Raw genomic sequence first — 24,331 nt, forward strand, 5'->3', positions numbered from 1 at the left:
AACCTCCAGACCGGCGGTCGTCTCTGATCGGCGTGGTGATGGGAGCCCCGCGGGCCGGGGCGGCCGCGACGGGAGCGGCTCAGACGCGGTATCCGGCCTGCGGAACGGTCTCGATCAGCGGCGGATCGCCCAGCTTGCGGCGCAGCCGACTGACCGTCACCTTCACCGTCTGGGTGAAGGGGTCGGCGAACTCGTCCCAGGCGTGTTCCAGCAGTTCCTCGGCGGAGACCACGGCGCCCTCGGCCGCCAGCAGCAGTTCCAGGACGGCGAACTCCTTGGGACTCAGCAGCAGGCGACGCCCGGCACGGGTGGCGCTCCGCGCGGCCGGATCGAGACGAAGGTCGCCGTGGACGAGCACCGGCCGCAGGGCCCGTTGCGACCGCCTGGCCAGCGCCCGGATCCGCGCCACCAGTTCGGCATAGGCGAACGGTTTGGGCAGGTAGTCGTCGGCGCCGATGCCGAGGCCGGTCACCCTGTCGTCGATCGTGCCGGCGGCGGTCAGCATCAGCACCCGCGCCGGGTGCCCCGATTCGACCAGCGACCTGCACACCTCGTCGCCGTGCAGGCCGGGCAGGTCCCGGTCGAGGACGATCACGTCGTAACCGTTCACCGCGGCGTTGACGAGCGCGGCGTGGCCGTCCAGCACGACGTCGACCGCCATGCCCTCACGGCGCAGGCCCGTGGCGACCGTCCCGGCCAACTCCTCGTGGTCCTCGACCAGCAGCACCCTCACGATCTTCAGCATGCCGCGTCCACCGGTTACAGCGGGGTAACCGTTCCGGTTCCGTCCCCGTAACCGGTGCCCCGCTTGGCTCGGACGCGTCGACAGATCCCCACTCTCCGAGGAGCAGCCGAGATGACGCGACCGACGATCAGGCGCATGTCGCGTGCCGTCGCAGGCCCGGCGATCGTGCTGGGTGCCGTGGCGGCCGTGGCCGTGATCGCCGTGCTGACCGGCCTGATCACAGGCGGGGCCACGAGCGGCAAGGCCGCCGGAAACCGCGCGACCGGCGCGGACACCGCGACCGTGAAGCGTACGGCCGTGACCGCCACGACCACAGTGAGGACCGCCGCCGTGAGCGGCACGACCGGCGCGGAGACAGGCGCCGCCTTCACGGCCTGCATGCGCGCGCACGGCCTGCCCGGCTTCCCCGACGTCACCTTCTCGTCGGACGGCCTGGTCAACCTGGACGTCGGAGGTGAGCGGGTCGACGGATCGTCGCGGATATACGGAGCGGCGGTGAACGCGTGCCAACCGCTGCTGCCCGCCGGGTCACGGCTGCCGGGCGCTCCGTCAGCGCCGTCCGCGCCGTCCGCGCCGGACGTCACGAGAAGCTGAACCGCCACGCCCCGCCCGCGATACTCCGGTACGGCCGTTTCCCCGGCACGTTAGGTTTGAGGGAGGAACCAGACGGTGATGACATTCGTTCATTGCTATGGAGGCGGCAATGGACTCCTGGATCGTATGGCTCATCCTGGCGGCGGTGCTGGGCGTCGCGGAGATCTTCACGCTGACCGCTGCGCTGGGACTGTTGTCGATCGCGGCTCTTCTCACGACGGTGGTCGCGCTCGTCGGGCTGCCGCCCGCGCTCCAGCTCGCCGTGTTCGTCATCGCCTCCGTGGCCGGCCTCGCCGGAGTACGGCCCCTCGCGTTGCGGCACATCAAGCAGCCTCCACCGCGCCGCTTCGGGGTGTCCGCGCTGATCGGCAAGCCCGCGTACGTGACCGCCGAGGTCACCGGCAGGGACGGCCGGGTACGTATCGGCGGCGAGGAGTGGTCGGCCCGCGCATACGACGAGACGCTCGTGATCCCGGCGGGGGCCACGGTCGACGTCATAGAGATCGAGGGCGCCACCGCCCTCGTGTACCCCCGGGAGTAGTGAGCATGGACGGAGCAGTAATCGCCGGAATCGTCATCGCCCTGGTCGTGGTCTTCACGGTCCTACGGTCGGTCCGCATCGTGCCGCAGGCCCGGGCCGGCAACGTCGAACGCCTGGGCAGGTACTACCGCACGCTCGGTCCCGGCCTGAACTTCGTGATCCCGTACATCGACCGGGTTCGTCCGCTCCTGGACCTGCGCGAGCAGGTGGTGTCGTTCCAGCCGCAGCCCGTCATCACCGAGGACAACCTGGTGGTGGACATCGACACCGTGCTGTACTTCCAGGTCACCGATCCCCGGGCGGCGGAGTACGAGATCGCCAACTTCATCCAGGGCGTCGAGCAGCTCACCGTGACGACCCTGCGCAACGTGGTCGGCGGCATGGACCTGGAGAAGACGCTCACCTCCCGCGACGTGATCAACAGCCAGCTGCGCGGCGTGCTCGACGAGGCCACCGGCAAGTGGGGCATCCGGGTCAACCGGGTCGAGATCAAGGCGATCGACCCGCCGAAGACCATCAAGGACGCGATGGAGAAGCAGATGCGCGCCGAGCGGGACAAGCGCGCGGCGATCCTCACGGCCGAGGGCCAGCGGCAGTCGCAGATCCTCACGGCGGAGGGCGAGAAGCAGAGCGCCATCCTGCGGGCCGAGGGTGAGCGGACCTCGCAGATCCTGAAGGCCCAGGGCCAGTCGCAGGCCATCGACGAGGTGTTCCAGGCCGTCCACCGCAACGACCCGGACCCCAAGCTGCTCGCCTACCAGTACCTCCAGGTGCTGCCCCAGCTCGCGCAGGGCGAGGGCAACACGTTCTGGGTGATCCCGAGCGAGGTCACCTCGGCGCTCAACTCGGTGTCCAAGGCGTTCACCGAGGCGCTGCCCGCCTCCTCCGCCACCACGGCGGAAAGCGGCAGGCGTGAGCTGAGCGCGGCGGGCAGCGAGGCGGTCGCGGAGGCCGAGCGCGCCGCCGCCGAGGCGAAGGCGGCGGCCGAGGACAGCGAGATGGGCCCGCGCCGGATCGAAGCCGGCCGTCCCGACCTCGACACCCTGGCCAACCCCGACCCCGCCCACGCCGTCACGCCCGACCCGTCGGGCACCATCCCGCCCGCCGAACGCCCCTGACCCGGCGCGTCCCGGCGGACGGTCAGGACGCGGCGACGGTCACGCACTCGGCGAACCGGGCGTAGTGGGACAGCTCATCCCGCGTAGGGGTGACGATCAACTCCGCGGCGACCTGCTCGATTTGGGCGCGCAGGGCTCTGGCGGCCCTGCGTGCCCGGCGTCGCCCGCCCAGCCAGGCCGCCGCACGGCACACCAGGGCGATCAGCACGCCCAGCAGCGCGCCGCCGATCAGCAGCACGGTCGGCCAGGGCGCCCGGCCCAGGGTCGGGGTGAACGGCCGGGGCAGCATCAGATAGTCGAGCCCGAACACCACGAGCAGCCAGATCGCCCCGGCCGCCATGGCGGCGACGGTCAGCCACTGGGCCGTCCCGGCCACCCGCCACCAGCGCGGAGCCCGGGACACGCCGCCGGAGACGGTCGCGACCACCCGGTCCAGGGTGTCGGTCAGCTCACCGGACCGCGAGCGGGCGGCGTGCCGTACGGCTGTCGCCCACGGCTCGGGCACCCCCGCCGAGGCGGCGACTCCCACGTCTCGCAGCGCGGTGTCGAGGGCGGACGCCTGCACGGCGGTGGCCGGGGGCAGCGACGACCGGCTGCCGCGGGCCAGGTGCAAGCGGCGCAGCGGGTCGGGCCTCAGCTTCCGCAGCCAGCGCGTCACCGGCCATCCCGTCGCGGCGGTCGAGCGGTGCCGGTGTGACTTCGCGACGGCGTCCACCACGACCGGCACCCCGGCCGCCTGTGCGAGCGCCCGTGTCAGGGCCCTGCTCACGGTGACCTCCGGCACGACCACATCCCCCGGCGCCGACGCCCGATCCTGCCCGGCCGGCGTCGTCCCCGCGTGCGCCGTCCCGGCCGGCGCGGGGCCCTGCCACGCCGTCTCCGGGGTCCGGGCGTCCGCGCGCGAGGGCTCCGCCGCCACCGGAGTGGAAGCCGTCAGCGCCCGGGCGTCCGGAGTGGGGGCGAGTGCCCGTACGGCCACCGGCGCGTCGCCCGTTACCGCGGGCCGGGTGTCGGCCCAGAGCGCCGCGGCGGACGAGGCCACGTCGGCGGCGAGGCGCGACGACCAGGCACGACGGCGGGAGACCTTCCGGTCGAGCAGCTCCCGCAGCTCGGGGATGCCCGCACCGGTGCGGGCGGACACGGCGAGGAACGGCACGTCGTCGAGGCCGTCGGCCTCCAGCAGCCCTCGCAGGTCGTCCAGGCAGCGCTTGACGGCGTGCTCGGGCAGCCGGTCCACCTGGTTGAGCACCACGACCATGACGTCCCGGTGCCGGGCGAGCGGCCGCAGATAACGCTCGTGCACGGCCGCGTCGGCGTACTTCTGCGGGTCGAGCACCCAGACCAGCAGGTCGACCACGGCGACGAGACGGTCCACCTCCTCGCGGTGGGACAGCTCGATCGAATCGTGGTCGGGCAGGTCGAGCAGGATCAGCCCCGACGTCTCCCCTTCGACGGTGTGCCGCACCGGGACGCCGAGCCAGTCGAGCAGCGGGCCGGAGCCGTCCGGGCCCCACAGGGCCGCCTGCGCCTTCGACGTGGTCGGGCGGGTCACGCCGACGGTCGCGAGTTCCGTCCCGGACAACGCGTTGAACAGCGACGACTTCCCGCTGCCCGTCGCTCCCGCCAGAGCCACGGCCGTGTGGTCCACCGACAGGCCACGCCGTACGCCGGCCCGGGTCACCACGGCGCGGGCGCGCTCGACGGTGTCATGGCCGAGCCGGCCCTCCGCCAGGTCGGCGGCCTCCGCGAGCGCCTCCAGGCGGGCGTCCAGCGACACCTCCGCCTTCCTGCGCAGGAGCTTCAAAGATCGCCCCTCTCCTGTACGGCCTTTGCGGCCTCCCGCAGCCGGGCCGCCGTCTCGGTGGCCGGGCCGAGCCCCTCGACCAGTGAGGAGAAGCGGGCGCGTTCCTCGTCGAGCAGCGCCCGCACCCGGCGGCGCAGGTCCTCCCGGGCTTCCTGGGTCAGGGTGCGTACGGCCTGGTCACCGAAGACGGCCTCCAGCAGCTTCTGGCTCAGCACGCCCGTGCCTCCGGCGATGCCCAGCTCTATGCCGGTGATCCCGCCCGTCGTGGAGAAGACCGCCAGCATGATCAGGACCCCCAGGCTGTTCACCCCGAAGGACGCCGCCCGGGCGAGTGTGCGCCGATCGGCGCCCTCCGACCTGACCAGGTCGAGCACGTGACCCTGCCAGGCGCGTACGGCCTCGCCCGCCCGGCGGGGCAGGTCGGCGGAGGCGCGGCCGAGACGTCCGGAGACGGCGACGCCGGACCTGTCCAGCACGTCGCGCCCGGCGGGCAGGGCCAGCCACGCCTCGACGGCCCGCTCGGCGGCGCCGTCGGCCGTGGACCGGATCAGTGACTCGACCCCGCTCTCCAGCGCCACACGCAGCTCCCGGTCGGGGGCGGGACGGCCGCGGAACGCCGCCGCGATCCGGTCGCGCAGCCAGCCGATCCGCGACTCCAGTGACCGCATGAGGTCGCCGGTCCCGACGAAGTCCTGCCAGCGGGCCAGCACCTCCCCGCGCAGCAGCCTGCCGTCCCGCATGCCCTCGTCGAACGCCGACATCGCCACGTCGTACGCCTTGTCGGCGATGGCGCGCAGTTCGGCGATGCCCGCGCGCTGGCGCTCGACGCGGTCGGCGAGATCGGGCACCCGGGTCGCGAGGCTGTCGAGCGCCCCGGTGAGGGTGCGCCGGACCACCTCGGCCCGGGCCTTGGCGTCCACCGACAGATCGGCGAGCCAGGTCGCGATCGGCTGCACGACGGCCGCGGGCAGCCGGGCCCGTTCCGAGGGCAGCGCCAGCTCCGGTACGGCGAACAGCGGCGTGCCGGCCAGCCCGTTGTCCGCGAGCAGCCGGGCCAGGTCGGCGGCCACGGGCTCACGCGCCTCGTCCGGCACCCGCTGGAGGATCACCGCGAGTGCCGTGCTCCGCTCGCGGGCCAGGCGCAGGAAGCTCCACGGCACCTCGTCCGCGTACCGCGCGGCGGTCGTGACGAACAGCCACAGGTCGGCGGCGGCGAGCAGTTGCGCGGCCAGTTCCCGGTTGGCGGTGACGACCGAGTCGATGTCGGGGGCGTCGAGCAGCGCCAAGCCGGGGGGCAACGCCTCCACGGGGGCGATCCGGAGCGTGCCGGGCTCGCCCCGTCCCCCGCCGGCCGCTCCCCCGATCGCGCCGCCCGTCACCCTGGCCAGGCCGGGCAGGATCACCGGGGAGGTGAACCAGGGAGAGTCGGCGGGGTTGCACACCAGGGTCGGCGCGAGCGTGGTGGGCCGCAGCACGCCCGGCTCGGTCACGGTCGTGCCGACCAGCGAGTTGACCAGCGTCGACTTGCCCGCCCCGGTCGAACCGCCGACGACGGCGAGCAGCGGCGCGTCGATGGCCGCGAGCCGGGGCAGCAGGTAGTCGTCGAGCTGTCCGCGCAGCTCCTTCAGCACACGCCGGTCGGCCGCGGCGTCCCCGATCTCCAGAGGGAACAGGTCCTGATCGAGGTGACGCCGCAGGCTCTCCAGGGCCGCTCGCAGCCTGTCGTTCCCCGCCATACCACCCGACTTTCCCCGGGGAAGGCCCTCGAATCAGCCCCCGGGGCCGGGGCTGGAGCGGCGGCAGGCCCGTTTCGCCGGCGCCGGGGGCGGGAGCGGTGACAGCGCGCGGGTTGTCAGGAGCCGGGGGCGGGGGTGGGCGTGGCGGCGGGCAGCAGCACCCTGCACTTCTCGTACGCCTTGGCGGCCTTGGGGTCCGCCGTCGCGAGGTCACGAACGCGGACCGCGCCGGAGATCTCGGCGCCGTTGTCCTTCATGCAGGTGCGGAACGCCTGCAGGGCCTGGGGATCTCCACCGCGCCGGCCGAACCCGCCCTGGCCGCCCTGCGGCATCAGCGAGCGGCACGCCTCGAACGCCTTCCGCGTCGCCGGGTCCATCGAGCGGAACCCGCCGAAGCCCCCGCCCGGCCTGCCGCTGGGCCTTCCGCTGGGCCACGCGGTGGGCCGCCCGCTGGGCCACGCGGTGGGCCGCCCGCTGGGCCACGCGGAGGGGCGGCCGCTCGGCAGCACGACGCCGTTCTGGCGCATGCACTCGGCGAACGCCACCAGGGAGCCGGCGCCCGCGGCCCGGCCGGCGGTCGCGGCACCGCCCGCACCACCGCTGCCACCCGCACCGCTGCCACCCGCGCCGCCGCCACTCGCGTCACCGGCCGCAGCACCGCCACCCGCGCCACCACCGGCCGCAGCACCACCGGCGCCGGCGTCTCCACCACCACAGCCGGCCACCGTGGCCGTGAGGAGCACCGCGACCACCGCGGCGTACGGACGACGTAAGGCGGATCTCGAAGTGCCTGGCATCTGTCAGCCTTTCTCGACGGGTGGGCAGGCGGGGATGCGGATGCGGAACACGGCGCCGCGCCCGGGTTCGCTGTCCGCCGTGATGGTGCCGCCGTGCGCCTGCACGAGGGCGGCGGCGATGGACAGCCCCAGTCCCGTTCCGCCGGAGTCGGACCGGCTGCGGGCGGGGTCGGCGCGGTAGAACCTCTCGAAGACGCGGCCGGCGTCGCCGGGCGCGAGACCGGGCCCGTCGTCGGCCACCTCGATCATCGCGAACGGGCCGGGCAGGTTGCCCACGCCGACGCGGAAGGCGGTGCCGTCGGGCGTGTGGCGCAGGACGTTGCTCACCAGGTTGCCGACGACCTGCCGCAGCCGCGCCTCGTCGCCGAGCACCCGCACCGGCCCGTCCGACCCGTCCAGCCGGAGCAGGTCGATCTCCCGGTCCGGCGCCAGGGTCTGCGCGTCCAGCACCGCCCCCGCCGCGAGGCTGAGCACGTCCACCGGGCGGCGTTCGAGCGGACGCTGCTGGTCGAGCCGCGCGAGCAGCAGCAGGTCGTCCACCAGCAGGCCCATCCGTACGGCTTGGTCCTCGATGCGGCGCAGCAGCGTCTCGGGATCCTGCGACCGCTGCTGCCGGTACAGCTCGGCGTAGCCCCGGATCGAGGTCAGCGGCGTACGCAGTTCGTGGGAGGCGTCGGCCATGAAGCGGCGCATCCGCTCCTGCGACGCCTCCCGCTCCCGGAACGCCGTCTCGATCTGGGTGAGCATCCCGTTGATGGACCGGCCGAGCCTGCCCATCTCGGTACGCCGGTGGCGGAGCGGGACACGCCGCGACAGGTCGCCCGCCGCGATGGCCTCCGCCGTCCGCTCGATCTCCCCGAGCGGGCGCAGGCTGTGCCGTACGAGCCAGTAGCAGGCGACCCCGAGCGCGACGACCACGGCGAGACCCACCCCGGTGACGATCATCGCGAGCCGGGAGACCGTGCCGTCGATGTCGGCGAGACTCACCGCCGCGACGCGGAAGCGGGCGCGCCGCTCCTCGCGCACGACGATCCCCCGCCACCGGTCCCCGGAGGGGGACTCGACCGTGAACAGCCACTGCCCGCGGTCCGCCCTGGGCTTGGGCAGCACGGGCGGATCGGAGTTCGGCGGCTCCTGCACCGTGTGCAGCAGCCTGCCGTCATTGTCGAGCAGGACGATGTAGAAGAAGCCGAACTGCCTCGGCGGCCGTGAGAACGTCTCCGTGTCCGGGTCTCTCGGCCGCGACACGGAAGGCGGCTCCGACGGGCGCCGGGCGAACGCCGAGAGCTGTGCGTCGACCCGGTCCACCAGATAACCGCGCAGGAGCTGTACGGCGAAACCGCCGGTCAGCGCGATCGCGAGCGTCACGAGCAGCAGCGTCCCCGCGACGAGCCGCAGCCACAGCGGGGTCCGCGCGGCCCGCCGCCGAAGCTCGCGGACGCCGAGCAGGCGCAGCGTGCGGCCCGCCCCGGTCATGGCGCGGAGCCGCTCACCCACGCGGCGCACGGAGGACATAGCCGACACCGCGCAGGGTGTGGATCAGCTTCGGCTCGACCGCGTCCACCTTGCGCCGCAGATAGGAGACGTACGACTCGACGACGTTGCGGTCTCCGCCGAAGTCGTAGCGCCAGACGTGGTCGAGTATCTGCGTTTTCGACAGCACCCGGCCCTGGTTCGCCATGAAGTAGTGCAGCAGCTTGAACTCGGTGGGCGAGAGCCGCACCGGCGCGCCGCGGCGCCACACCTGGTGCGATTCCTCGTCGAGCTCCAGGTCGGCGACGCACAGCCGGGCGGGGAGCGGCTCGCCCGAACGGGTGCGGCGCAGCACCGCCCGGATCCGGGCGAGCACCTCCTCCAGGCTGAACGGCTTGGTCACGTAGTCGTCGCCGCGGCCGAGACCGGCGAGCTTGTCCTCGGCGGCGTCCCTCGCGGTGAGGAACAGCACGGGGATCCGCCGCCCCGTCTGGCGGAGCCGGTCGGAGACGGCGAAACCATCCAGGTCGGGCAGCATGACGTCGAGCACCACCAGATCCGGGCGCGCCTGTCCGGCGAGCTCCACCGCCTCACGCCCCGTCGCGGCCGTGATCACCTCGAATCCGGCGTACCGCAGGCTCGCGGACAGAAGCTCCCTGATGTCGGGCTCGTCGTCGACGACCAGCAGACGACCCTCGGTGGTCACGAGCCCGCCCTCCTGCCGGCGGGCGAGCCCTGGGTGACGGACGTGGCCGCCACCTGCCCCTCCGCGTCGGCGGTCCCCGCGACGGTGACGAAGCTGCCCGGCTCGATGTCCGCGATCTTGCCCGCCCGGGTCACCTGGACGCGGGTGTCCCGGGAGGTGGTGACCGTGACCACCCCACCGCTCATGGTCTCGACGTAGATCTTGTCGCCGTCGACCAGTTTGACGGTGCCGAAGGTCATGCCACCCGCACCGCCTCCGCCTCCGTTTCCAGCTCCGGCGCCCCTGCCCGTACCCCCGCCCGCACCGCCGAAGGCTCCGCCTCGCGCGTACCCGCCCCCGGCGGCGCCCTGGCCGGCCTGAACACCGGCGGGGCCCTGGCCGCCGCCGTACGCTCCCGCCCCGGCGGCGCGGCCCGGTCCCGCCGCGGAACCGCCGAAGAGCTTGTGCGCCTGGATGCCGAGGAGCAGCCCGGCCACCAGCAGGACGCCTCCGGCCAGGGCCAGGGTCACCCTGGACGCGCCCGCCCGCGCCGGATGCGCCGCCAGCACCTCCTGGAGGTCGTCGCCGAACGGCGAGCTCTCCAGAAGCTCCTCTGTGTCGTGTCTGCTCACATCCGTCTCCCTTCTGTGGGTCCGGGGCTCGGGTTGTGGATTGGGGGTCCGGGTCATTCGAAGCGCAGGGCCTCGATCGGCCGCAGTCCGGCGGCGCGGTTGGCGGGATAGCTGCCGAAGAACAGGCCGATCGCGACCGACACGCCCAGCGCCAGCGCGATCGAGGCCGGGACGATGACCGGCCGTACGCCCGCGATCGTGAACTGTGCGCCGACGACCGCGATCAGCACGCCCAGCAGGCCGCCGACCAGGCTGAGCATCGTCGCCTCGGCGAGGAACTGTCCCAGTATCGCCCCCCTGGGCGCGCCGATCGCCTTCCGGATGCCGATCTCCCGGGTCCGCTCGGTGACCGTGACGAGCATGATGTTGGTGATGCCGATGCCGCCGACGAGCAGGCTGATCGCCGCCACCGCGCCGAGCAGGACCGTGAACGTCGCGGTCGCCGCGCTGACCGTCTCCTGCAGGGTCGCCTGGTTGAGGATGCGGTAGTCGGCGCCCGCCGCGTTCGTGATCCCGTGCCGCTGGTCGAGCACCCCGGCGACCTCGCTCTGCGCCGCGTCCACCGTCTCGGCGCTCTTCGCCTGCACGAGGATCTGTCCCAGCGGCCCGAACCCCGTCAGGCTCTGCTGTACGGCGGGCAGCGGGGCGATCGCCAGGTCGTCGGCGTCCTGGAACCCCGACGAGCCGGCCTCCTTGAGCACGCCCACGACCGTGAAGGGCACGCCGGACACGGTGATCTGCCGGCCGACCGGATCGACCGCGCCGAACAGGTCCTCGGCCACCGTGTGCCCGATGACCACGACCTTCCGGGCGGCGAGCACGTCGTCGTTGTAGAAGTAGGCGCCCTTGACGACCGGCTTGTTGGACGTCTCGAAATAGCTCGGATAGGTGCCGACGAGCTGCCCGATCGAGTGGCTCGCCCCCTCGTACGTCGCCGTCTGGGACTGGGCGGTCACGACCGGCGAGACGCTCTTGACGGACGGGGCGTTCGCCGGGTCGGCCAGCGCCCGCGCGTCGTCCAGGGTCAGGTCCCTGGCCTGGGTGCGGGGGCCGGTGTTCTGCCGCGCGCCCTGGCCGCCGCCTCCCCCGCCTCCAGCTCCGCCGCCGAGGAGCCGGGCGAACCCTCCGCCGGGCCCCCCTCCGCCACCCGAGGTCGAGGGCGTGATGGTCAGCGAGTTCGCCCCGAGCCGCTGGATGTTCTGCTGGATCTGCCGGGAGGACCCCTCGCCCACCGCGACCAGCAGGATCACCGCGGCGACGCCGATCAGGATGCCGAGCATGGTGAGCGCGCTGCGCATCCTGTTGGCGGCCAGGCCGCGCAGCGCGAAGCGCAGGACCTCCGCGGCGTTCACGAGGCCACCCCGGCGAGCCGCGGAGGCAGGCCGCCCACCGGGGTGGTGCGCACGTCGTCCACGATCCGGCCGTCCATGAGGCGGACGACCCGCTTGGCGTGGGCGGCGACCTCCTCCTCGTGCGTGATGAGGACGAGGGTCCGGCCGCTCGCGCTCAGCCGGTCGAAGATGCTCATGATGTCTCCGCTGGACGTGCTGTCGAGGGCCCCCGTGGGTTCGTCCGCGAGCAGCAGGGTCGGCGCGGTGACGAGCGCGCGGGCCACCGCCACCCGCTGCTGCTGGCCGCCGGACAGTTCGTTGGGCTGGTGGTGGACCCGGTCGGCGAGCCCCACCCGGTCGAGCGCGGCCAGCGCCCGGCGGCGCCGCTCCGCGGCGTGGACCCCGCCGTACGCCAGGGGCAGTTCGACGTTGGCGAGCGCGCTCATCCGGGGGATCAGGTTGAACGACTGGAAGACGAACCCCACCTTCCGGTTGCGGACGATCGCCAGCCGCCGCTCGTCCAGGGCGCCGACGTCGGTGCCGTCCAGGTGGTAGGTGCCGCCGGTCGGCACGTCAAGGCAGCCGATGATGTTCATCAGCGTCGACTTGCCGGACCCCGAGGCCCCCATGATCGCCACGTAGTCGCCGCGCTCGACCGTGAGCGACACCCCGCGCAGCGCGCGCACCGCGGTCTCACCCTCGCCGTACACCTTGGTGACCTGGCCGAGGACGAGCACGGGCGGCGGGGTGGGGTTCATCGGCCGCCACCGCCCCTGTTCGCGCCACCCGCGCCTCCACCCGCGCCGCCGCCGAAGCCGCGGCCGAATCCGCCTCCACCGCCCGGGAACTGGATGCCGCCGCCTCCGCCGGTGGTCGTGGCCTGGGGCCGGACCACCTGGTCGCCCTCCTGGAGCCCCGACTTGATCTCGGTGGTCGTGTCGCCCTTCAGGCCCGCCTCCACCCGCCTCACCACCTGCCTGCCGTTCTCCAGCACGGTCACCAGCGACTGGCCGCCCGCCGTGGTGACCGCCGAGGACGCCACCGTGAGCACGTCGTCCGCCTTGCCCACCGTCACCTGGACCGTGGCCGTCTGCCCGAGCCGTACGGAGGAGGGGACGCCGGTCAGCGTGACCGTCACCGCGTACTGGACGACGTTGTTGTTCGTCTGCGGCTGCGGGTCGATCACGGACACCTTGCCGGCGGCCATCACCCCGGTGAGCGCGTCGAAGGTCACCGTCGCCGTCTGGCCGGTCCTGATCCTGGTGACGTCGGCCTCGGTGAAGTCGCCCACGATCCGCAGCCGCGCGGGGTCGGCGATCTCGACGAAACCGGTGGACCCGCCCTGTGACTGAGACTGGGACTGTCCCTGCCCGGTTTGGGAGGAGGCGGCGCCGGACCCGCCCGAGGACCCGCCTTCCGCGCCGTTGACCGCGGTGACGATCCCCGCGAACGGCGCCTTGAGCACCGTTCCCGCCAGCGCCCGCTTCGCCGACCGGTAGGCGTTCCTCGCGCTGATGTACTGCGAGTAGCCCGAGGCCGTCGAGGTGTCGGCGTCGTCGGCGGCGTCCAGGCTCGCCTTGGCCGCCTCCAGGCTCTCCCGGGCCGCCGTGTCGTCGAGACGGGCGAGCACCTGGCCCTTCTTGACCTTGTCGCCGGTCTCGACCAGCACGGCCTCCACCGTACCGTTCGTGCCGAACGAGAGCGCCCGGGTCCGGGCGCTCTCGACGGAACCGGACGCCGACACCGACGCGAGCACGGTGCCGCGGGTCACCCGGGTCGTCAGCGGCGCGGCCCCGGCGGAGGAGTCGCCTCCCAGTGACGCCCAGGCCGCGGCGATCCCGCCGAGCAGCAGCACCACCAGGACGCCGTTGATGACCAGCGTCCGGCGCTTCGTCGACAGCTTCACGATGTGGAACCCTGGCAAACCCCGCTTCGGGCAACCTCGGCCGATGCTGAGGGTTTGCTGACAGTCCGCATACACAGACAACTTTCAGGTAGGGCCAAGCCATCGGTGACGTGGCGCCAGCAGGATGACCGCCATGAGATCGAGTGCTCCATACCGCGTCGGAGGGCTCGCGCTGGCGGGGATCGTCATCGCGAGCGTCGCCGTGATCTCCGCCACCGGCGGCGATCCCTCCGACGCCGGCCGGATGTCGCTCGCCTCGGTCAGGCGGGGCACGGTCACGGCGTACGTCTCGGCCGCGGGCAACACCGTCGACACGGGGGTGCGCGATCTCGCCTTCGGGGCGGAGGGCGTGGTCGAGAAGGTCTACGTCAAGGTGGGAGAGAAGGTCCGCCGGGGCAGGGTCCTCGCCCGGATCGACGACACCATCGCCCGGGAGGACTACGAGGCCGCCAAGGCCGCCCTCGCCGCCGCCCGCGAGACCCTCGACGACGTCAGGAACGGAACCGCCACGTCTTCAGGCGGCGCCGGAGCGGGAACCGCCGCGGCCGGATCCGCCCGCGGCACCGGGACGGGAAGTGGAGCGGGAGCCGGCGCCGCCGGATCGAATACCGGCACCCCCAGCGGTCGCTCGGACCCGGGAACGACCGGCGCAGGGGCAACCGGCGCAGGGGCAACCGGGGCGGGCGCCGGATCAGCCGGGCGGGGAGGTTCCGGCGGCGGCCAGGCCACCTGCCCGACGCCCTCCGCCCACCCTTCGGCGCACCCGACCGCGCGGCCGTCTCCGCGTCCCACGGCCCGCCCGTCCGCCCGGCCCTCGTCCGGCACCGCGGCACGGGCCGTTTCCTCCTGGGATGTGGCCCGGGTGCCCGCGCCCGCCGCGGCCCTGCTCGCGGCGTACGCGCCGACCGGCGGCACGAGCACCGCCCTCGCGATCAGCCAAGACACTGAGATCTACGCAGGCGACGGAACGACGGGCACCGCGAGCAGCATGCTCGTGTCGTACCAGGGGGGCGGTTCCGAACCCAAGCCCGATCCCAAGCCCGAACCCAAGCCCGAACCCAAGCCCGAACCCAAGCCCGAACCCAAGCCCGAACCCAAGCCAACGTCCTCGCCCAGCCGGCACCCGCACCCGCATCCGCATCCGACGCGGACGCATCACCCGAACCCCGGACACGACGGCAGGACCGGGCCCGATCCCGAGGTGAGCATCTCGATTCCGCCCACCGCACCACCCGAGCAGTCACCCGGGCAGCCGGGAAAGCCGTCCGCCGCGGCGAGCCCCTCCCCCGGCCGTCCCTCCGGCACCTGCGCACCCGGCCAGGGCGGTCAGGGACAGAACCGGCAGGGACAGGAAGGTCGCGGCACTCAGGGACGTACGGGCCTCGGCGGCGGTCAGCCCGGCGGTCGAGGCGGACAGGCGGGTCAAGACGGGCAGGACAGCCGAGGCGGACAGGCGGGTCAGGGCGGCGCGCGGCTCACCGAGGCACAGGCCGAAGCGCAGGTCAGCCAGGCGACGACCGAACTGGCCGAGGCCAAGGAGGCCCTCGCGGGCGTCCGGATCAAGGCTCCGGCGGACGGCACCGTGCTGTCGATCGCGGGGACCACAGGCTCCCGCTACACCTCGGGCGCCTTCGTCACCCTGGGCGATCTCGACAACCTCCAGGTGCAGGCGCTGTTCACCGAGTCGGACATCCGCTTCCTGAAGACCGGTCAGCCCGCCGTCGTCACGCTGCCCACGCAACCGGGACGGGAATTCAGCGGGACGGTCGCCCACATCGACCCGACCGCGACCACCTCCGACCGGCTCGTCCGCTACGGCGTACGCATCGACCTCGACAGCCGCCCGGCCCGGCTGCTGCTGGGGCAGAGCGCCACCGTCCGGGTGACCACCGACGAGGCGGCCGACGCGCTCTACGTCCCCTCCCAGGCCGTACGCGTCCAGAGCGACGGCACGGCGGTGGTCATGGTGGCCGACGGCGGCGCCCAGGTCCGGCGGACGGTCGGAGTCGGCGTACGCGGCGACACCTACGTGGAGGTCGTCACCGGCCTCTCCGAAGGCGACCGGGTCGTCCTCCCCACGACGACCACCGCCTTCCCCGACGAAGGCTTCCCCGCCCCCCGCTGAACCACCAGGGACCCAGCGCCATGTTCATGAAACTAAGCGGCCCGGCCCTCGACTCACCTGTTCATGATGCGGCGAACATAGGTTCCGTAGGTCGAACCGGAACACGGCAGGCGCATCCCGGTCGCGATCAAGGCATCCACGATGTTCCCGGCAGCCACCTCGTTGAGCTTCCCGTCCCTTTCGGCACGAGCGAGAAGCCAGATCGTGCCATGGACTTCCAGGCCATGTGCCCTTCCCACCCTTACAGCTTCCCGATCGTCGGTTATGGCGATCCCACGAGCCAGTTCAGCCGCTGAGAACACGCTCGCTTCGCCCAGATTGCGGTCCGAGGATCCAATGCGTTGCACCCATTTCGCGAAACAGCTGATCTCCTCCAAGGAGTCCAGCCTCGCGATGTTGAGCCAATCCGTGTCCAGCACGGCCTGAAGGGCCGGGTGATCCTCTACTCCTGCACGGATCTCCTCCCGCACCACATGAGTGGTCAGACAGGTGATACCGGCCAGGAGATCGCGTAACACGTCCAGGCGTTCGGCGCGGGCGAAGTGGTTGAGACACATCGCGTCGAACACGAAGACGGGGGCGGGCTGGGTCTGGCTCACAGATCGGGTTCCGCGTCATCAGGCAGCGGAAGATCGGCTGCGACGATCTGACCACGCATCAGCTCGACGGCACGAGAAGCCGTGATGAGCGACCTCTTGAAGCATTCCACCACCACATGCGCGTAACTCGGGGGCACCCGGACCGTTTCGAGGTCGGGTTGCGGTGCCCACCCGACCGCTTCCATCAATTCCGCCCGAGTCGGATTCCTTCTGCGCATCTCTCTCGCAGCGTTCCCGTCGATGATTCCAGATTCGACGGCTTGCCGGATGGTCAACGACCAGGAGGTTCTGAAGCGCGCGGCGAGGCTCACCAGGTCTTCACGCCTCACCCCTTCGCTCCGACGAACAGCGGCGAATACCTCGACCGGAATCAACAGCTCCGCGGCGAAGGCGTCGATCACCGCCTCTCGATCGTCACGGGAAACGTGGACGCCTATGTCGGTGGAGTACTCGTCCCCGACGATCAGGTGCCCCAGTTCATGAGCCGCGGTCGCGCGGCGGCGCCCGGGGTCGCCCTGCCTGCTGACGACCGCAACAGCCAGATCGTCCTCAACCAGTGAGGCCCCCTCGCCCGGCACTTCGACCACCGCGACCAGTTGCCCCAGCCGCTCGCACACGCTCATGAGCGAGTCGATGGGGCCACGTCCGAGGTCGAGCCGATCCCTCACCCACAGCGCCGCTCGCCGAGCGTCCGACGCGTCCTGGATCGCTACCGGATATCGCTCTATCCCTGAAGGAGAGAAGCCTCCTACATCGATCATTTGACGGATATCGGCCAGCCATGCGGAAAGCGCCACTTCCAGGCGGTAGGACTGCCGCGCCGCGTCCGTAAGCGTGTCGTCGGCCAGTTCCGCACGACGAGACACGACCAGCGGTGCCGGAGCGAGGAAATAGGTCAAAGGCACCTTGAGCACCGAGGACAGCTTGGCGAGTTCGAGCGCGTCTACTCGGCGTACCCCCCGTTCGATTTTTGCGATCATCGTCCGGTCGAGCCGGAGCGCCGCCGCGAGTTGCTCCTGCGACATGTCGGCCGCCAAGCGGCACTCGCGTACGCGCTCACCTATGTCCGCCCACTCACCAGGCTCTTTCATAGTGCGATAATCGCACGACTGCCCGGAAGGCGCGATGGTCCACGCCTGATCCTTGGCAATTGTTGCCCCCGCTACGGCTCAGGGCCGGGTGGGTGGGGTGCGCATGACGTAGCCGACGCCGCGCAGCGTGTGGATGAGCCGGGGATGGGCCCTGGACTCGGCGTTGTCGAGCTTGCGGCGCAGCACCGAGACGTACGACTCGACGATCCCGGCGTCGCCGCGGAAGTCGTAGTCCCACACGTGGTCGAGGATCTGCGCCTTGGACAGCACCCGGCCGGCGTTGACCATGAAGTAACGCAGCAGCTTGAACTCCGTGGGCGACAGCGACACGACATGGCCGCCGCGCCAGACCTCGTGGGACTCCTCGTCCAGTTCGATGTCGGCGAAGGTCAGCCGCGGCGGGACCGGCAGCGGGTCTCCGGCGGCGCGGCGCAGCACGGCCCGGATGCGGGCGACGACCTCCTCCAGGCTGAACGGCTTGGTCACGTAGTCGTCGCCGCCGAGCGTCAGCCCTCGGATCTTGTCCTCGGTCGCGTCCCGCGCCGTGAGGAAGACGACGGGAGTGTGGGTGCCGCCGCCGCGGAGCCTCCGTACGATGTCGAACCCGTCCATGTCGGGCAGCATGACGTCGAGCACGATCAGGTCCGGGCGGTGCCGGTAGGCCGCGGCGACCGCCGCGCCGCCATCGGAGGCGGTGTGGACCTCGAACCCGGCGTAGCGCAGGCTGGCCGCGAGCAGTTCGAGGATGTTCGGCTCGTCCTCGACGATCAGCAGCCGGGCTTCGGAAGATTCAGCGACCATGGCGCCAGAACTCTAGACCTAGGAGGTTAAGGGAACCGTTAAGGCGATGTGCCGCGCGATGGCCAGGCTGCTCGTGGCGGCCGGCGACGGCGCGTTGCGCACCAGCACGATCCGCCCGCGCACGTCGATCGCGAAGTCGTCCAGGAGCCGGCCGTCCCTGGTCACCGCCTGGGCCCGCACGCCGGATCCGGTGCGGACGAGATCGGCCGAGGTCAGCGCGGGCACGTACCGCCGGACGGCGGCGGTGAACGCCCGCTTGACCAGCGAGCCGTACACCTCGCGCACGCCGGTCCGCCAGTGCTCGGCCGCCATCTTCCCGGTGCCCGGCCAGGACAGGATGTCGCGCAGGTCGCGCAGCGAGGCGCGGCCCCACGAGTAACCCTCCAGGGCGAGCGCCGGGACGGCGTTGGGCCCGGCCAGGACCTCTCCGTCGATCCGGCGGGTCAGGTGGACGCCGAGGAAGGGGTAGCGGGGGTCCGGCACGGGATAGATCAGCCCGCGTACGAGGCCCGCGGCCGGTCCGGCGAGCCGGTAGTACTCCCCCCGGAAGGGGACGATGCGCACGTCGCCGCCGGCCCCCGCCAGATCCGCCACGCGGTCGGTGCCGAGACCGGCGCAGGAGATCAGCCGGTCGAAGGCGAACCTCTCCCGCCCCGCCGCCACGAGCACGCCGTCCGTGGTCTGCCGGATCGCGCGTACGGGATGCGAGAGCCGTACGGACCCGCCGGCCTCGGCCACGTCGGCGGCGAGGCGGTGCGCGACGGCCGCGAAGTCGGTGATCGCGGTGTGCGGCGAGTGGACGGCGGCGACCCCGGCCGCGTACGGCTCGATCTCCCGCAGGCCGATCGCGTCGAGTTCGGCGACGCCGGGCACGCCGTTCTCCCTGGCCCGCTCGGCGATGCGGCGCAGCCCCGGCAGTTCGGCCCGGGTCGAGGCGACCACGAGCTTGCCCGCCTCCTCGTACGGCAGGCCGTGCTCGGCGCAGTACTCGCGCAGCATCGCGACGCCCTCCCGGCAGAGCGTGGCCTTGAGCGAGCCGGGCTGGTAGTAGATCCCGGCGTGCACGACCCCGCTGTTGTGCCCGGTCTGGTGGGCCGCGACGCGGGACTCCTTCTCCAGCACGGTCACCTCGGCGCCCTCGCGCGCCATCCGCCGCGCCACGGCCAGGCCGAGGATGCCGGCACCGACGATCCCGATTCTCATGACGCCAAGGTTGTCGACAGCATGTGGGTCATTGTCTCGCGACCGGAGCCGCCACGTCGTGATCGAACCTCTGTTCGGTATGCTTGCGGGGTGTACGTGCCACCCGGCTGGCCGCCGGAGGTCCGCCCGCCGGGCAGCCCCGACTGGGAGACGTCGGCCGTGTCGTGGCTGCTCGACGCCGTGCCGCCGGACTACCGCGCGTACGGCGTGCTGCGCCGGTATCCGCTCGCGCTCGCCCGGATGGCCCGGCAGCAGGTGGGCGCCTCGATCCAGGCGGCCAGGGAGGGATACCGCGGCGCCGCCGTCGATCTCAAGGAGCACCTGCCGCCGCACGCGGTCGCCTCCGTCCTGGACGCCTACCGGCGGGAGGGGCCCCGCCTCGTCCGGCTGGCCGAGTCGATCACGCTCGTGGAGCGCGCGCTGCGCGGGGAGCACTTCCTGCCCCGACTGTGAATCACGGATATAACGGGGCATAACCCCCCAAAAGAGGGAATCGGGGGTTAGCCATGACCACAGAGGGAGTGAACAAGACCGCGGGCCAGGTCATGCACGAGGGCGCCGAGTGCGTCGGCGAGCACGAGAGCCTGCGCAGGGCCGCGGAGATGATGCGGGACATGAACGTCGGCGCGCTCCCCATCTGCGGGGACGACGACCGGCTCAAGGGCATCATCACCGACCGCGACATCGTCATCAAGTGCGTCGCGGAGGGCAAGGACCTCGACCAGACCACGGCGAGCGAGCTCGCCCGCGGCCTGGTCTGGGTGGACGCCGGCGCCAGCGTCGAGGAGGCCCTCGTGAAGATGGAGGAGCACCAGATCAAGCGGATGCCGGTGATCGAGAACCATCGAATCGTCGGGATGATCAGCGAGGCCGACCTCGCCAAGGAACTGCCCGACAGCAAACTCGCCGAGTTCGTCCACCGCCTGTACGCGCACGGCTGAGGCCCGCGGCGCCGGGAGTCCGGCGAGTTCCGCCCGGGGCCACGCGCGGCCGGGCGTGATCCGCCGGAGCTCCCCCGAGGGGCCGGGCGCCATCGGCGCCCGGCCCCTCGGTCGGCGGGAACGGCCTCAGCGGCCCGTGCGGTAGGCGAGGAACGCGATGGCCCCGATCGCTCCCAGGGCGACCGCCGCCCATAACACCGGCATCGGCACGCCCAGCCCGCCGTTCCCCTCGGCCTCCTCGCCCCGCGCGGCCACCGCACGCGGCCTCGCGGAGGCCCGGACCCGGCTCGGGGCGGGGCTGGGCCGTGCGACGGCGGGCAGAGCCACCCGGTAGACCGGGCTCCTCTCGCCCTCGCTCCCGGTCAGCAGGGCCAGGCCGTCGCCGGTGTACGCGATCGACTCCGCCTGATCGAGCGGCGGCATCGCGACGCGCGTGAGCGGTTTCCCGGGCGCGCGGTAGACGGACGCCGAGAAGTACGTGCGGACGACGAAGCTCGACCCGTCGGGGGCGTACGCCGCGTCGGTGGCCATGAGGGGCGCGTCGCCGACCCGCCGCAGGACGTTCACCCGGTCGGTACGGAGCTTCGCGGGGGCGGCGTAGACGCTCCCGGAGAACTCCTTGCTGACGACGTAGAGCCGGCCGGTGCGGGGGTTGACCATCAGCCCTTCGGCGTTGCGGGGACCGTCGGCGTAGCGGAAGCGGTACCGGACGGCCCGCAGCGTCGCGTCCGCCATCGTCCGGGGCTCGACGACCTTGTAGACGGACACGTCCAGCCAGCCGTTCTTCCCGCCGTCCGCGAGGTTGTCCCCGATGTCGCCGATCCACAGCACCCCGCGGCCGGTGGCGGGATCGACGGAGGCCGCGATGGCCTCCCAGTCCCTGGCCTCGGCGTTCCCGATCGTGAAGGTGGCGCGGGTGCGGCCGTCCGGCCCGACCGCGAAGACCTGCGCCAGGTGGCCGCTGTCGTTGTGGGTGTAGACGATGCCCTTGTGGGTGGGCGAGACGGCCAGGCCGCTCGACTCGGTGATGCGCTCGTCCCGGAACCGGAACAGCAGGCGCTCCCCGTCGTCGGCCCGCGCCGCCGTGCCCGGCAGCGCCGTTTCCGTCAGCACGGTGCCCGGCACCGCCACGCCCGCGGCCGCGAGGAGCGCCAGGACGGCCCGCGGAATCCATCTCGTCCGCGTCCGCCCCGTTGCTCGCCCCATGTGGTCATCATTCCCGATGCCCGCTCCGCGTGCGGCGACCGGCATTCCCCCGCACGCCCCGGATCAGGTCAAGAACCCGGATATGCGCCGCTTCATCGCAGGGCGTCGTAGAAGTCGCGCAGGTCGGCGGCGAGCACGTCCGGCCGCAGGTGGGCGGCGTAGTGGCCGCCCTCGCCGTAGGACCTCCAGTGGACGATGTTCTTGTGGTCGCGCTCGGCGAAGGTGCGCATGGACACGAAGTCGCCCTCGAACATCGCCAGGCCGAGCGGGACCGTCGTCGGCTCCTTCGGGTGCTCGGCGTGCGCGTCCTCGTAGTAGAACCGGGTCGCCGAGGTGGCGGTGCCGGTCGCCCAGTAGAGCATCGTGTTGGTCAGGATGAAGTCGTCGTCGACGTCCTCACCGAACAACTGGGCGTTCCAGCCGAGCAGCCCGGCCGGTGAGTCGAAGAGCCCGTACGACAGCGTCTGCGGCTGCTGCGAGTGGACCATGTTGAACGACATCTTGTTCTCGTAGAACCACTGCAGCACCTCCAGGCCCCGCCGCTCCTCGTCGCTGAGATTGGCCATCTCCGCCGGGTCGCCGGAGGGGAAGGAGAAGATCTGCGTGACGTGGACGCCGACGACGTGCCCGGGGTCCACCCGGCCGACCTCGGGCGAGACGAACGACCCGCCGTCGTTGCCCGCCGCGCCGTACCGGTCGTAGCCGAGCCGGCGCATGAGCTCCGCCCAGGCCCGCGCCGTACGGTAGCGGTTCCAGCCCTTCTCCCTCGTCGGGCCGGAGAAGCCGAAGCCGGGCAGCGAGGGGATCACGAGGTGGAACGCCCGCGCCGGGTCCTCGGGGTTCGTCAGCGGCTCGACGACCTTCAGATACTCCGCGATCGAGCCCGGCCAGCCGTGCGTGAGGATCAGCGGGAGGGCGTTCTCGTGCGGCGACCGGACGTGCAGGAAGTGGATGTTCTGCCCGTCGATCTCGGTGGTGAACTGGGGATACCGGTTGATCTCGGCCTCGTGGGCCCGCCAGTCGTACCCGTCGCGCCAATAGTCGGCCAGCCGCTTCACGTACTCGACCGGCACGCCGTAGTCCCACCCCGTGCCGGGGATCTCGTCGGGCCAGCGGGTCCGGGCGAGCCGGTCCTTCAGGTCGTCCAGTTCGGCCTGCGGGACGTCGATGCGGAAGGGAGTGATCTGCGTGTTCTCGCTCATGAGGAAGACGTTACGGACCCTTCCGGACAGGTTCTGTCCGGAAGTGCCGTCAGACTGAGAACATGTTGGAAACCTCGGCGCGGCTGCTGCGCCTGTTGTCGTTGCTCCAGGCCAGACGCGACTGGCCCGGTGCGGCCCTGGCCGACCGGCTCGGCGTGAGCGAGCGGACGGTGCGCCGCGACGTCGACCGACTGCGCGAGCTCGGCTATCCGGTGGAGTCCACCCGGGGGACGGACGGCGGCTACCGGCTGGTCGCCGGGACCGCCATGCCGCCCCTGCTCCTGGACGACGACGAGGCGGTGGCCGCGGCGATCGGGCTCCGGGCCGCCGCCGGCGTGGCGGGCGTCGAGGAGGCGGCCGAGCGCGCCGCCGCCAAGCTCGAACAGGTGCTGCCCTCGCGCCTGCGCCGCCGGGTCGGAGCCCTGCAGACGCACAGCGAGCCGGTGCCGCCGGACCGGCCGGGCCCGGCGATCGATCCCGCCGTGCTGGGCGTCCTGGCGGGGGCCTGCCGCGACCGCGAGCGGCTGCGCTTCGACTACCGGGCGCACGACGGCTCCTCCGGCGTCCGGATCGTGGAGCCGTACCGGCTCGTCTCCTGGGGCCGCCGCTGGTATCTGGTGGCCTGGGACACCGGCCGGGACGACTGGCGCACGTTCCGGGTGGACCGCATCGCGCCGCGCACGCCCACCGGCCCCCGCTTCCCGCCCCGGGACCCGCCCGAGGGCGGCGCGGCGGCGTACGTCGCGCGGGGCGTGTCGGCGGCGGCCTGGCGGCACCACGCCCGGGTGCTCGTCCACGCCCCCGCCGAGGTGGTCGCCCAGCGGATCAACCCCGCCGTCGGCGTCGTGGAGGACGTCGACGGCCGCACCTGCGTGCTGGTCACGGGCGCGGACACCCCGAACACCCTCGCCGTCCACCTCGGCCTGCTCGACCTCGACTTCGAGGTCACCGGCCCGCCGGAACTGGTCGACCACCTGCGCACCCTGACCGTCCGGTACGCCCGCGCCGTCGCGGGGCGGTCACGCCGAGGCGCCGCCGTCGATCACCAGGTCGAGCCCCACGGCGAAGCCGGCGTCGTCGGAGGCGAGCCAGAGCACGGTCCCGGCGAGCTCGTCGAGGCCGCCGACCCGGCCGATCGGCAGCACGTCCGCCAGCCGGGCCGCCCGGTCGGCCGTTGACTCGCCGGGCCGCAGGGACATCGCCGTGTCCAGCGGCCCCGGGCTGACCGCGTTGATCCTGATGCCCGCCCGGATCTCCTCCAGCGCCGCCGTACGGGTGAGCGCGCTGACGGCGGCCTTGGACGCGGCGTACGCGCCGAGACCGGCGATACGGACGTGGGCCCCGATGTTCGAGGCGACGTTCACGATCACTCCGGATCCCTGTGCGCGCATCGCGGCGATCTCGTGCTTCATGGCGAGGAAGACGCCCGTCGCGTTGACGTGGAGGACCCGCGCCCAGTCCTCCTCCGGCATGTCCGCGACCGCGCCCCCCGCGAAGATCCCGGCGTTGTTGACCGCGACGTCGAGCCGGCCGAACCGGGTGACGATCTCCCGGACGAGCCCGGCCACGTCGGACGAGTCGGTCACGTCGGCCGTGATCGCGGCGGCCCGGCCGCCCTCGGCCTCGATGAGCTTGACGGTCTGCTCCAGTGCCTCTCGCCCCCGGGACGCCGCCACGACGACGGCGCCCTCCCGGGCGAACCCCCGGGCGACCGCCCTGCCCGCCCCGGAACCCGCTCCGGTGACCAGCACCACCCTGTCCACGAACCTCATCCGCACTCCTTGGTCGGTCGACGCGGCGG

At 72.6% G+C, this 24,331-nt stretch carries 23 protein-coding genes and 1 pseudogene; 7 read left to right on the forward strand and 17 right to left on the reverse strand.

Annotated features, from left to right (window positions below; genetic code table 11):
• Nucleotides 1–79: 79 nt before the first annotated feature.
• Nucleotides 80–733, reverse strand: coding sequence for a response regulator transcription factor (locus tag HHX40_RS31995; protein ID WP_182883615.1), 654 nt, complete (start codon nt 731–733; stop codon nt 80–82).
• Nucleotides 734–856: 123 nt separating this feature from the next.
• Here HHX40_RS31995 and HHX40_RS32000 point away from each other — a divergent pair, with 123 nt between their 5' ends.
• From HHX40_RS32000 to HHX40_RS32010, 3 genes are all read left to right on the forward strand, one after another.
• Complete coding sequence (locus tag HHX40_RS32000) at nt 857–1,339, forward strand: hypothetical protein (protein ID WP_182883561.1); 483 nt, start codon at nt 857–859, stop codon at nt 1,337–1,339.
• 109 nt (nt 1,340–1,448) lie between these two features.
• The gene (locus HHX40_RS32005) at nt 1,449–1,880 is read left to right on the forward strand and encodes an NfeD family protein (protein WP_182883562.1); all 432 of its coding nucleotides are present in this window, start codon (nt 1,449–1,451) and stop codon (nt 1,878–1,880) included.
• Between the two features lie 5 nt (nt 1,881–1,885).
• A complete protein-coding gene (locus tag HHX40_RS32010) occupies nt 1,886–2,998 on the forward strand; it encodes an SPFH domain-containing protein (protein WP_182883563.1) in 1,113 nt (370 codons plus the stop codon).
• Nucleotides 2,999–3,020: 22 nt separating this feature from the next.
• On the opposite strand, the gene HHX40_RS32015 is transcribed toward HHX40_RS32010, so the two are convergent.
• From HHX40_RS32015 to HHX40_RS32055, 9 genes are all read right to left on the reverse strand, one after another.
• Complete coding sequence (locus HHX40_RS32015) at nt 3,021–4,802, reverse strand: YfjP family GTPase (protein ID WP_182883564.1); 1,782 nt, start codon at nt 4,800–4,802, stop codon at nt 3,021–3,023.
• A complete protein-coding gene (locus HHX40_RS32020; RefSeq protein WP_117410471.1) occupies nt 4,799–6,538 on the reverse strand; it encodes an ABC transporter in 1,740 nt (579 codons plus the stop codon). Before HHX40_RS32020 ends, HHX40_RS32015 begins: the two co-directional genes overlap by 4 nt.
• A gap of 116 nt (nt 6,539–6,654) precedes the next feature.
• Nucleotides 6,655–7,335: a hypothetical protein gene (locus HHX40_RS32025; RefSeq protein ID WP_182883565.1), complete on the reverse strand. Its 681-nt coding sequence runs from the start codon at nt 7,333–7,335 to the stop codon at nt 6,655–6,657.
• 3 nt (nt 7,336–7,338) lie between these two features.
• Nucleotides 7,339–8,850, reverse strand: a complete 1,512-nt coding sequence (locus HHX40_RS32030) for a sensor histidine kinase (RefSeq protein WP_259404093.1) — start codon at nt 8,848–8,850, stop codon at nt 7,339–7,341.
• The gene (locus tag HHX40_RS32035; protein WP_117408346.1) at nt 8,825–9,514 is read right to left on the reverse strand and encodes a response regulator transcription factor; all 690 of its coding nucleotides are present in this window, start codon (nt 9,512–9,514) and stop codon (nt 8,825–8,827) included. Before HHX40_RS32035 ends, HHX40_RS32030 begins: the two co-directional genes overlap by 26 nt.
• Entirely contained in the window at nt 9,511–10,125 is a 615-nt protein-coding gene (locus HHX40_RS32040; RefSeq protein ID WP_182883566.1) for a hypothetical protein, read from the reverse strand. Before HHX40_RS32040 ends, HHX40_RS32035 begins: the two co-directional genes overlap by 4 nt.
• Before the next feature lie 53 nt (nt 10,126–10,178).
• Nucleotides 10,179–11,477, reverse strand: a complete 1,299-nt coding sequence (locus HHX40_RS32045; RefSeq protein WP_182883567.1) for an ABC transporter permease — start codon at nt 11,475–11,477, stop codon at nt 10,179–10,181.
• Nucleotides 11,474–12,214 (reverse strand): ABC transporter ATP-binding protein, encoded by a 741-nt coding sequence (locus HHX40_RS32050; RefSeq protein WP_182883568.1) that lies wholly within the window; start codon nt 12,212–12,214, stop codon nt 11,474–11,476. Before HHX40_RS32050 ends, HHX40_RS32045 begins: the two co-directional genes overlap by 4 nt.
• Nucleotides 12,211–13,362 (reverse strand): efflux RND transporter periplasmic adaptor subunit, encoded by a 1,152-nt coding sequence (locus HHX40_RS32055; RefSeq protein WP_182883569.1) that lies wholly within the window; start codon nt 13,360–13,362, stop codon nt 12,211–12,213. The genes HHX40_RS32050 and HHX40_RS32055 overlap by 4 nt, the downstream gene beginning before the upstream one ends.
• 133 nt (nt 13,363–13,495) lie before the next feature.
• Between HHX40_RS32055 and HHX40_RS32060 the strand changes: the two genes are divergently transcribed.
• Nucleotides 13,496–15,487: an efflux RND transporter periplasmic adaptor subunit gene (locus tag HHX40_RS32060; RefSeq protein WP_182883570.1), complete on the forward strand. Its 1,992-nt coding sequence runs from the start codon at nt 13,496–13,498 to the stop codon at nt 15,485–15,487.
• 53 nt (nt 15,488–15,540) lie between these two features.
• On the opposite strand, the gene HHX40_RS32065 is transcribed toward HHX40_RS32060, so the two are convergent.
• The 4 genes from HHX40_RS32065 to lhgO form a co-directional block, all read right to left on the reverse strand.
• A complete protein-coding gene (locus HHX40_RS32065) occupies nt 15,541–16,086 on the reverse strand; it encodes a hypothetical protein (RefSeq protein ID WP_182883571.1) in 546 nt (181 codons plus the stop codon).
• On the reverse strand, nt 16,083–17,177 hold the full coding sequence (locus tag HHX40_RS32070) for a helix-turn-helix domain-containing protein (RefSeq protein ID WP_182883572.1): 1,095 nt from the start codon (nt 17,175–17,177) through the stop codon (nt 16,083–16,085). Before HHX40_RS32070 ends, HHX40_RS32065 begins: the two co-directional genes overlap by 4 nt.
• 78 nt (nt 17,178–17,255) lie before the next feature.
• A complete protein-coding gene (locus tag HHX40_RS32075) occupies nt 17,256–17,978 on the reverse strand; it encodes a response regulator transcription factor (protein ID WP_182883573.1) in 723 nt (240 codons plus the stop codon).
• An 18-nt stretch (nt 17,979–17,996) separates the two neighbouring features.
• Entirely contained in the window at nt 17,997–19,181 is a 1,185-nt protein-coding gene (gene lhgO, locus HHX40_RS32080) for an L-2-hydroxyglutarate oxidase (RefSeq protein WP_182883574.1), read from the reverse strand.
• 90 nt (nt 19,182–19,271) lie between these two features.
• Here lhgO and HHX40_RS32085 point away from each other — a divergent pair, with 90 nt between their 5' ends.
• Together HHX40_RS32085 and HHX40_RS32090 are read left to right on the forward strand one after the other, a co-directional pair.
• Nucleotides 19,272–19,634, forward strand: coding sequence for a hypothetical protein (locus tag HHX40_RS32085; RefSeq protein ID WP_117408357.1), 363 nt, complete (start codon nt 19,272–19,274; stop codon nt 19,632–19,634).
• A 53-nt stretch (nt 19,635–19,687) separates the two neighbouring features.
• A complete protein-coding gene (locus HHX40_RS32090) occupies nt 19,688–20,122 on the forward strand; it encodes a CBS domain-containing protein (protein WP_182877770.1) in 435 nt (144 codons plus the stop codon).
• A 126-nt stretch (nt 20,123–20,248) separates the two neighbouring features.
• On the opposite strand, the gene HHX40_RS32095 is transcribed toward HHX40_RS32090, so the two are convergent.
• Nucleotides 20,249–21,328, reverse strand: coding sequence for a hypothetical protein (locus tag HHX40_RS32095; protein ID WP_259404094.1), 1,080 nt, complete (start codon nt 21,326–21,328; stop codon nt 20,249–20,251).
• A 92-nt stretch (nt 21,329–21,420) separates the two neighbouring features.
• Nucleotides 21,421–22,530 carry an epoxide hydrolase family protein gene (locus HHX40_RS32100; RefSeq protein ID WP_182883575.1) on the reverse strand — a complete coding sequence of 370 codons (1,110 nt, stop codon included), beginning with the start codon at nt 22,528–22,530 and terminating at the stop codon, nt 21,421–21,423.
• 62 nt (nt 22,531–22,592) lie between these two features.
• Between HHX40_RS32100 and HHX40_RS32105 the strand changes: the two are divergent.
• Nucleotides 22,593–23,543, forward strand: a pseudogene (locus HHX40_RS32105) (helix-turn-helix transcriptional regulator); the annotation flags it as partial.
• Nucleotides 23,544–23,549: 6 nt separating this feature from the next.
• Here HHX40_RS32105 and HHX40_RS32110 read toward each other — a convergent pair.
• Nucleotides 23,550–24,302, reverse strand: a complete 753-nt coding sequence (locus tag HHX40_RS32110) for an SDR family NAD(P)-dependent oxidoreductase (protein ID WP_182883576.1) — start codon at nt 24,300–24,302, stop codon at nt 23,550–23,552.
• Nucleotides 24,303–24,331 lie beyond the last annotated feature (29 nt).

This window comes from Microbispora sp. H10949, assembly GCF_014161435.1.
In the GTDB taxonomy this organism is placed as follows: domain Bacteria; phylum Actinomycetota; class Actinomycetes; order Streptosporangiales; family Streptosporangiaceae; genus Microbispora; species Microbispora triticiradicis.